Genomic DNA, 8,592 nt, shown 5'->3' with positions numbered 1-8,592 from the left:
CCCGCGAGGCCGCCCGGCGCCGCAAGCGGGCCCGGCGCCAACCGCCCGCCGGCGACAAAAGGGGGGCCAAGCCCCCCGGGGTCAGTCGCCGACGTAACCCTGCATCCGCAGCGCCAGCCACTGCTCGAAGAACTGGTGATCCTCCAGCCGCCCTTCGGCGTCCAGCCGATCGCACCAGTCGAGCACAGCGCCGCGCTCGTCGTCCGACATCGCCGCCCAGGCAGCCCGGGCCTTCGCGCGCTCGGCCTGCAGTCGGCCGTGCTCGGCCTGATGTTCGACCAGGGCAAGGTGATCCAGCCACGCGTCCACCTGCGCGCCGGCCTGCTCTTGAAAGAGAACCGCCGCAAACTGCTGGGCGCCGAGCAGCGAGCGCATGAAGGAAGAGATCGCGTTGAACATCGTGGAGCTCCAACCATCGCTCCTCGTGAGCGACGTTGAACCCGAGGGCCACGGACGGGGTCCCGCAGTCACCGCAGCGGCCGCCAGGCCGCGAAGGGGAACGGCGCAGCCGTTGACTTCGGGTCGTCCGTGTCACGATGGGAAGACGTCGCCAAAAGGCTCAGCAGGCTTGCGCCACACGACGGCGGCGAGATCGCGCCGCCCTCAGCGCCGACTTCCGTCCGGCAGCACGAAGAGCCCTCGCGCCCCGGCCCCCGCGCCCGCCGCGACCGCCTCGCTTGAGGGTCGAGGCACGAAGATCGCGTCGATCGGCGGCGCGGCGGCGTCGACCGCCCCCGGAGCCGGGCCCGTGGCCGCATAGAAGGCATGGTCGCCGATCACCGCGCTGGGCGTGCGGCCGCCGAAATGGACGAGCCTGGGCGAGACCTGGCCGGCCGCGGCCCGCGCCGCGACGATGCGCGGGTTCTGGAAATAGAGCGCTTTGCCCGTGGGATCTGGAACGCGCCCCTCCAGCACCAGATTGACCAGGGTGTCGACGCGGGCCCGCTGAACCGGGCTGGCCGCCGGCAAGGCTCGCCAGTCGCCGCCCGCGCGAAGCACCGGCTCGAACTGGGCCCGGGCGTTGAGCACTTGGTCCACGCTCGTCCCCCAGCGCCCGTCGGCGAGACGATTGAGGATGGTGCAGACGACGGCCAGGAGGCCGCTGTCGCCCTGGTTGGCGGCCTCCGCCACCGTGACGCGGGCGATCGCCTCGCGCGCGCCCGGCGCGGCCAAGGCCGCGGTCAGGTCCTCTGCGCGCGCGAACCCGGCCAGCGGGCCCAGAAGCAGCCCCAGGAGAGCCAGAAGTGTCCGGCGCGGCCTCATGCGCCCGGCGCCCAGATCGGGGCGTAGACGCCGAGAATTTCCGAAGCGAGAACCGGACCGTAGTAGCGGCTGTCGAAACTGTTGGGGATCCGTCCGGAAAAGACGACGTACTCGCCCGCGCCCAGGCGCCGGCAACCGCGCCAGCGCGGCAGTCGCCGTCCGCCCCGATCCCGGTCGGCGATGGCCCCCAGCGCGCGCCCGTCGATGGACAGATGGCCATCGGCGCAGGCCAGCCTCCCCTCCCCGGCCGCCACCGCCTTCAGGATGCTGCCCCGCGCCCGACCCGGCTGGGCGAGACGCAGATAGGGCATGGCGGCTGGCGGCGGCCGAAAGGCGATCAGCAAGCCGGGGGCCGGATCGGCGGCGACGCGCCGGTAGAGCCCGACAGGCTCGCTGGGGGAGGTGTTGAGCAGCACCAGCGGCGCATCCAGCAAGGCCGACCCCAGCGCCAGGGGCGCGGGGATCAGGGCGGCCAGGACGAGAGCACCGGAGATGCGCATGCGCTCAGCCTCCCCTACCCCGCCCGACCGTTTCAATCCCCCAGAAATCAGGGGCGGCCGCGGCATGCTCGGGCGGCCCGGTCACTGATCCACCGTGGAAGTTGCCACCTGGCAACCTGCTTCATCCAAGCCCCCTGGCGCGCCCGTCAGGCCCATCGGCGCGCCCCGGCCGCCTCGGTCAGGCGTGCGAACCTGCTCGGCGTCGCCGCCGCCGGTCACTGATCCCCCGACAGAGTTGCCATGTGGCAACTTGGGGTCTCGGCGACGAAAAAGCCCCGCCGGCTCGGCCGACGGGGCTTCAGAAGCGAATAATCGCTCGCGCCTCAGGCGCTGGGGCGCAGCCGGACCAGCTCGGCCTGCAGGGCGGCGATGAAGTCGGCGTTGGACGCGCCCGCGTCGAGCGCCAGCTCCAGCACCGCCTTGCCCGGCCCCTTCGGCTTGACGGTGAACAAGGTCACCGCCCCGTGCTTGACGACCCGGGTCTCCCCCGCGGCCGTGGGCGCCTCGGTCTTGCCCAGGCCTGCATTGCGCAAGGCCGCGACCACCTTGGCCGGCTCGATATAGGGCTGGCCGGCCTCGCGCCGTGCGGCCTGCTCGGACGAAAGCGTCTTGGCCGCCGCGATCACCCGGCCGCGCTCGGGGTTCTGGGCCAGGACCGGCTTGAGATCACGAGCATGCTTTTCCAGCACCTGCAGGTGGTCGCCAAAGGCGGCGACGACCTCGGCCGGCAGGCGGCCAAGGTCCAGGAACTTCGAGAGCCAGGCCTTGGTGACGTCGAGCCGCTCGGCCATGCGCGCGGCCACCCCGCCATAGTAGAGGTCGATGGCGTGCAGATAGTCGACCGCCCGCTCGTAGTCGGAGAGGTCCTTGCGGGCGCGATTTTCGATGTCGGCCAGGCGGAAGGCCTGCTCGTCGGAAAGATCGCGCTCCTCGACGAGATACTTGATCTCGCGGTGCTCGACCTCCCGCAAATAGCTCACCGCCCAGTGGCGGCGGGCCCCGGCGATGACCTCGTAGTCGAAGTTCGGATCGTCGGCGACCCGGCGGACAATGGCCGGAAACTCCTGCTTGCCCTGGGCGCGCAGGCCCTCCAGCAGCTCCGAGCAGGTCTCGGGCGTCAACAGATCGTATTTGCGGTTATGGCGCGCCCACATCCGGCACCGGGCCGGGTCGACCAGGCGCAGGGTCTTTTCCTGCAGGTCGCCGGAAGCCAGGCGCGACAGGCCCATGATCCGGTCATTGACCCGCGGCGGTATGGGAGCGGCGGGAACGACGGGGGCGGGCGCAGCCGCCTCCGCCAAGGCGTCCACCTTCGGGGGATTGGTGACCGCCGCGGGCGGGGCCTCGCCGATCAGGCTGCCCAGGATGTTGCGGTTCTTGCTCGTCGTGGAGGCCATGGCCTTACTCCCCTCCCCTAACCGACGCCCAGGCGGCGCAGCTCGGCGCGATGGCTCGGCCAGGCCTTGCGGATCAGGATCTCGATCTCGCTATTGAGCCGATCGAGGTTGTTGCGGCAGCGCTCGTGCACCCGGCCGCCGCCGGCGACCTCGTAGACGGTGCGCAGCTGGACGTTGGCGTTGTCGATCTCGGCCGAGTCCAGCAGCGAGTTGCTCAGCATGTCCGAGCCGAACACCGCCGCCATCATCTCGCGGATCTGGATATGGGCGCTCTTGGCCTCGTCGACCTTGGTGGCGACCACGCGCAGGAACTCGTAGCCGTTCTTGGCCAGGCCGTACTGATCGAGCAGGCCGACCGTGTCGACGATCATCCGCAGGAAGTGGGCCGTCGAGGCGAAGTCGACGGTGGACGGCGGCGTGGGGATCAAAAGGGCGTTGGCCGCGCGCAGCACCGCCAGCGAAATCATGCCCAGCGCCGGCGGCGGGTCGAGCAGAACGACGTCATACCGGTCGGCAATACCAGCTATACCATTGCGCAGGCGGTCGAGCAGGTCGGGCCTGCCCTTCATCCGCGCGGCGGCTTCGTATTCGGCCTGGTAGAGCCCGAGATTGGCCGGGATCAGGTCGATGCCAGCCCAGCCCGTCGGACGGATGGCGTAGTCCAGGGTGGCCTCGCCGCCATGCCAGAAGAAGGGCAACAGGGTGTGGTCGTCATCGATGTCGATGTCGGGATTGAACCCGAACACCGTGGTCGAGGAGGCCTGGCTGTCGCAGTCGATAATCGCGACGCGATAACCCTTTAGCGCCAGATATTGAGCGATGTGGCAGGTCAGGGTCGACTTGCCCACGCCGCCTTTGAAGTTCTGCACCGCCAGCACGATCGGCGGGTCGCCCTCGGCCCGGCGCGGGCGCGTGCCGAAGAGGTCGCGCATGGCGTTGACCTCGGCCAGGCTATAGCCCTCGCGCCGACCGCTCTCGGTCATACGCGGCGGCGGAAGACGCCCTTCGGCCTCGGCCTGCCGTATGGCCTCCGGGGTCCTACCGACCATCTCGGCGGCCTTGCTGATCGGGAAGCGGGTGTCGACGACCTTCTCGACGCCCGGGGCGAACACCGTCTCGCGCAAGCGGGTGATCACATGGTCGGCGCGGTTGGTCAGATTGGTCAGCGCATCGAGCAGCACGGGTCCGGTGGCGGCTTCGGTCGCCAAGGCGGTCGTGTTCATCACCCCTCCACTTTGCAAATTTCGATGAGACTAGACGATATTTGCAAAGTTGTCGTTGGAGAGCGTAAACAAAACCTTAACCGTCAAGCGTCGCGTCGAGCCCTCAAAGGCTCGAGGCGCGTCGCGCTCGCAACGACTCCCCTGCCCGCGTTAGAAGAAATCGTTATCGACGAAAGTTAGAAGGGTTAAGCGGCCGGCGACCGCCTCCAAAGCCCTGCCTGGCAAGGGTTTGCCAAAGAGGCCGGTCACCAATCCCCCGATACCGAGGTCATTGATCCCCCGATGGACCGGTCACCGATCCCCCGAGGAAAAGGTCACTGATCCCCCGAGGGCCGGCGACGCCGGTCGAGCATCTCGTCCAGGCTCGCCGCGCGCGCATCCTCGCGGACCCGGCGCGAATCGGCGGCGGCCAGGGCGTCGAGCTCGGCCTTGATTCGGGCGCGCTCGGCCGCGTCGCGCCGCACGAAATGGACGGCCGCAGCCCCGTCTCGGGTGGTGACCTGGGTCAGGGCGTAGTCGGGCAGGCTGTCGGCGGCGATGATCTTCTTGAGCAGGTAGGTGAACTGCTTGAGCGGTCCCTCGCTGCCCGACTTGTCGTAGAGGACGCTGACCCGGCAGGTCCACCCGCCCTCCTGGTCGCCGGCGTGCTTGCGGGCGATGCGGTAGATGGCCCGCTCCAGCCCGCCGGTCAGCAGGAAGTAGTCCGGATGCAGGGTCAGCAGGGCCCGGTCGCGCATCAGGCCCTCATAGACCCAGTTGGACAGGGTCAGGGTCAGGCCGCGCGGCGCGCCGGTGACCGGATCCGACTCCAGCGTCCACTCGTCCAGCCAGCCGAACTGCGCGCGCTTGTTGCGCTTGGGCGCGCGCAGGGACGTCTCGATCGTCGTCGACTGCAGGCGCTCCAGAGCCGCCTGCAGCTCGCGATAGCCGGCCCCACCGGTGTCGCGGTGGATGGCCTTGAGCAGGTCGTAGGAGGTGGTGTGGATGGTGCGCGGAATGTCGTTGTCGCCACGATCTCGCAGCTTGTTCAGGTGCGAGGTCGCCCAGATCAGGATGTCGGCGTCCCAGATGGTGGCGATGCCGAACTGGGGGTTGGCGCTGACCCGGACATGGACGTCGCCGTCGGGCGAGACGTACTCGATGGGCTTGAGGCGTTTGCGCTTGCCCAGCGAGAAGAACGGCCGCTCCATCAGCTCGCGCTGGTCCTTCCAGGCCAGGTCCGCGACCTGGGGGATGAAGAGATCGAACTCTTGATTACGAATCGCGCGCTTGGACATGTCGGGGTCCATTGTGCGCCCCCTGCCCGGCCGACGCAAAAGCCCGCCCGGCCGTGCCGTCAGCCGCGCGACCTCCATCGCTGAAGGACGCCCCCGCGCCCCACCGCCGGAAAGTTGCCACGTGGCAACTCCCGGCCATAACGGTGGATCAGTGACCGACGCCAGCCGCCTCCCACGGGCCCAGCCCCGACGACGCGGCCAGCTCGCCGGGCTCTGGAAGTTGCCACGTGGCAACTCCCGACGTGTCGGCTCGACAAGCAACCGCCCAGGTCAGCAAGACCGCCTACGCCGTCCGCAGCGCGCCAGCCCGGGCCTTGGAGGCGGAAAGCCGCCCCGTGGCGACTCTCCGCCCTGTCGGTGGATCAGTGACCGGAACGGCCCGCCCCGGATCGGGGCGGGCCTGCCGGCCTTAGCCGTCTTCGCCAGGCTCGGGCTCGGGATTGGCCTCGGGACGGTCGAGCGATTTGAGCTCGTGGCCGGGGCCGGCGACGACGATCTTGGTGAAGTAGTGCTCCTTGCCGTCCTTGTCGGTGTAGCGCTCGTTGCGGATCTCGCCCTCGACATAGACCTTGGAGCCCTTGGCCAGCACCCGGCCCTCCAGCCACTTCACCGTGCCGGGGCTCCAGACCTCGACCTGGTGCCAGGTGGTGAAGTCCTGCCGCTCGCCTTCCTTCTTGCTGTAGCGGCTGGTGGCGACCCGCAGCACCGCGTAGGCCTTGCCCTTCTGGGTGGTGCGGATCTCGCTGTCCGCGCCGGTGAAGCCGATCAGTTGCGCCTTGTTCAGCATGGTCTTTCTCCGTCTCCCGCCGGGAAGGGCCCCGGCGGTCCGCGGCCTCGCCGCGATCACGGGCCCCGGCTGGGCGGGGAAGGAGGGACGGGCCCAAGCCCGCGGCGGCTGGACGCCGGCCTGCACGAAAGCGCAGCGCAGGAAGGCCGGAGGCTCCGGCCAGAGCGCCTGGCCTGGCCAGGTCGGCTTGGACCCGGCCCGCCCCGCCCTAGGGACGACGTGATCGATCGCGGCGCGGTCGCAGCCCGCGGGCTCGCATCCGCCGGAGCGCGGAAGACCTGCTGACCCAGGGCGCGAGCGGCTTCACCGCCGCGGGCGGCGAGGCCCACGCCCGAACGGCCGGAAGGACGCCAGGAGGGCCGCCGCCAGACGCCGCCAGGAGGCGCGCGCAGCATCCGCCGCCGCCGCCAGCTCGCCGTCGGCCTGCGGCGCGCGAAGCGGCCAGAAGGACAGGGCGGCCAGGGCCAAGACCTCTGTCGAGGCGGGCGCTTGCGACGCCGCCGACCTGGACGGCGGCCTGCCGCCAGGGTCGCCGCCGGTCCGAAACGAGGGCCGCACGAACGAATCGCCAACCCCAAGCCGTCGTGGCCCGCAAGGGCGCAGGCCCAATATCTGGACGGCCGTTCCGGGTTCATTCCCTCCCACCGCGAGGCCAGGCGGCGCGGCGAGGACCGCCGCGCCGAAAGGCGGGCTACCTCGCTGGCCGGATCGGCACGCAGCGGATGCCGCGCTCGGCCGCCTTCTGGGCCAGGTTGAGGGCCGGACCGAACGGCCGCTCGGCCGCGTTGGGGTGCGGCTGGAGGCTCGCCGCCAGGGTCAGGACGCAGACCGGCTCCAGGTCGAGCAGCGCGTCATTGGCCTTGAACAGGGCCGCGCGGCCCGCGCGGTCGAAGTCGGGCCTGGCCAGGACGAGCTTGACGCGCTTCTGCCTGGCCCAGCTGATGGCCAGCGTCTCGCCGCCCCGCGCCCCGCAGGTGGCCAGGGCCATGTCGGGCCAGGTCTCCAGGGCCCAGTTGAGGGCGTCGAAGATGCGCCCGCCGTCGAGCGGGGTGCCGGCGCCCGGCGCGGCCCGGAAGGCGACCACGGCGCAGCCTGGATCGACCGCCTGCTGGCGACGGGCCTTCATCGCCCGCACCGCCTCGCGCGCCTCGACCTGGGCGGCGGTGACGCGCGAGCCGCGCACGCTGCCGCGCCAGGGCGTCCACACCTCGCCGGTGGCCGCCCGGTAGGTCTCGGCGGCGGCGTCGCGCATCAGGTCGGCGGCCAGGGCCGCCACGTCGGCCGCGCGGGTCCGCGCCGTCGCCGCCTGCAGGTCGGTGTCGGCGACCTCCGAGGCGTCGAAGTCGCGCAGCAGGCGGTTGATCTCGTCACGGCCGCGATCGGCCTCCCGGTCGATGCGCTGGGAGGCCGAATGGAAGGCGCCGATCAGGGCCTCGCAGAGCAAGCCCTGGAAGTCCTCCAAGGCGGTCTCGCCGACGAGGTCGAGCAGCTCGGTCATCAGCGCCTGGCCCAGCTGGACGAGGGCCTCCTCGGGCGGATGCGGGCGCGGATCGTCCAGGTCGAGCGCCTGGGCCTCCAGGGGCGTCAGGCGGCCGGTGAGGGGAGGGGGCTGAACGGTCATGGGAAAGCTCCTGGGCTTGAGGTCGGAACGAGCCCTTCGGCTCGCGACCGCCCTCCGCGCCGCCGGCCCGGCGGCCGCCGCAGGGGCTTCGAGCGCAGCGTCCCTTGCGGCGGCCTCCGGACGGTGGCGAGGTCGCCAGGGCCAAGGGGCTGTTCCGGCCAGGCCTCAGGCCGTCTTCCCGACCCGGCGCTCAGACCCCGCCTCGCGCCGCGCCGATAGCCCCGCGGTCTGGCGTCCCCCGGCCCGGCCGATAGGCGCGGGCGCGATGGCCCTCGCAGTAGGACGCCCGTCCCGTCGGGGTCGGCGCGACGGGCCGACCGCACCAGCTGAAGGCCGCATCCCTGGGATCGCCGATCGGCCAGCGGCAGGCCTGGCGGGGCAGGGCGGCCAGATCAGCCGCCAGCCCGACCGCATCGACGGGCGCGGCCCGCGGCCGAGCCAGCGCCGCGGCCGCCGCCGTCGCCGGCGCCCCGCCGGAGGGTGGCGGCGGGGGAGGGGAGGGGGCCTTGCGCCGCCCCCCGGGC

Annotated in this window: 9 protein-coding genes; all 9 read right to left on the bottom strand. The window is 71.4% G+C overall.

Annotated elements, in window-relative coordinates; genetic code table 11:
* Positions 1-81: 81 nt before the first annotated feature.
* Positions 82-399, bottom strand: a complete 318-nt coding sequence (locus tag ACODR1_RS24610) for a hypothetical protein (RefSeq protein ID WP_488882787.1) — start codon at positions 397-399, stop codon at positions 82-84.
* A gap of 204 nt (positions 400-603) precedes the next feature.
* Entirely contained in the window at positions 604-1,263 is a 660-nt protein-coding gene (locus ACODR1_RS24605; RefSeq protein ID WP_488882786.1) for a cell wall hydrolase, read from the bottom strand.
* On the bottom strand, positions 1,260-1,763 hold the full coding sequence (locus ACODR1_RS24600; protein WP_488882785.1) for a S26 family signal peptidase: 504 nt from the start codon (positions 1,761-1,763) through the stop codon (positions 1,260-1,262). Before ACODR1_RS24600 ends, ACODR1_RS24605 begins: the two co-directional genes overlap by 4 nt.
* Positions 1,764-2,086: 323 nt before the next feature.
* Positions 2,087-3,160 (bottom strand): ParB/RepB/Spo0J family partition protein, encoded by a 1,074-nt coding sequence (locus tag ACODR1_RS24595; RefSeq protein WP_116489983.1) that lies wholly within the window; start codon positions 3,158-3,160, stop codon positions 2,087-2,089.
* Between the two features lie 17 nt (positions 3,161-3,177).
* Positions 3,178-4,383 (bottom strand): AAA family ATPase, encoded by a 1,206-nt coding sequence (locus ACODR1_RS24590; RefSeq protein ID WP_116569726.1) that lies wholly within the window; start codon positions 4,381-4,383, stop codon positions 3,178-3,180.
* Positions 4,384-4,697: 314 nt separating this feature from the next.
* Positions 4,698-5,660, bottom strand: coding sequence for a replication initiator protein A (locus tag ACODR1_RS24585; RefSeq protein WP_488882784.1), 963 nt, complete (start codon positions 5,658-5,660; stop codon positions 4,698-4,700).
* A 409-nt stretch (positions 5,661-6,069) separates the two neighbouring features.
* Positions 6,070-6,447: a single-stranded DNA-binding protein gene (locus ACODR1_RS24580; RefSeq protein ID WP_116569725.1), complete on the bottom strand. Its 378-nt coding sequence runs from the start codon at positions 6,445-6,447 to the stop codon at positions 6,070-6,072.
* Between the two features lie 691 nt (positions 6,448-7,138).
* Positions 7,139-8,068, bottom strand: a complete 930-nt coding sequence (locus ACODR1_RS24575) for a DUF2493 domain-containing protein (protein WP_488882783.1) — start codon at positions 8,066-8,068, stop codon at positions 7,139-7,141.
* Positions 8,069-8,258: 190 nt separating this feature from the next.
* On the bottom strand, positions 8,259-8,592 hold a 334-nt coding region (locus ACODR1_RS24570; protein ID WP_488882782.1), incomplete at its 5' end, for a GcrA family cell cycle regulator.

Source organism: Caulobacter sp. FG7 (assembly GCF_057808875.1).
This window is presented reverse-complemented; position numbering and strand designations above follow the sequence as displayed.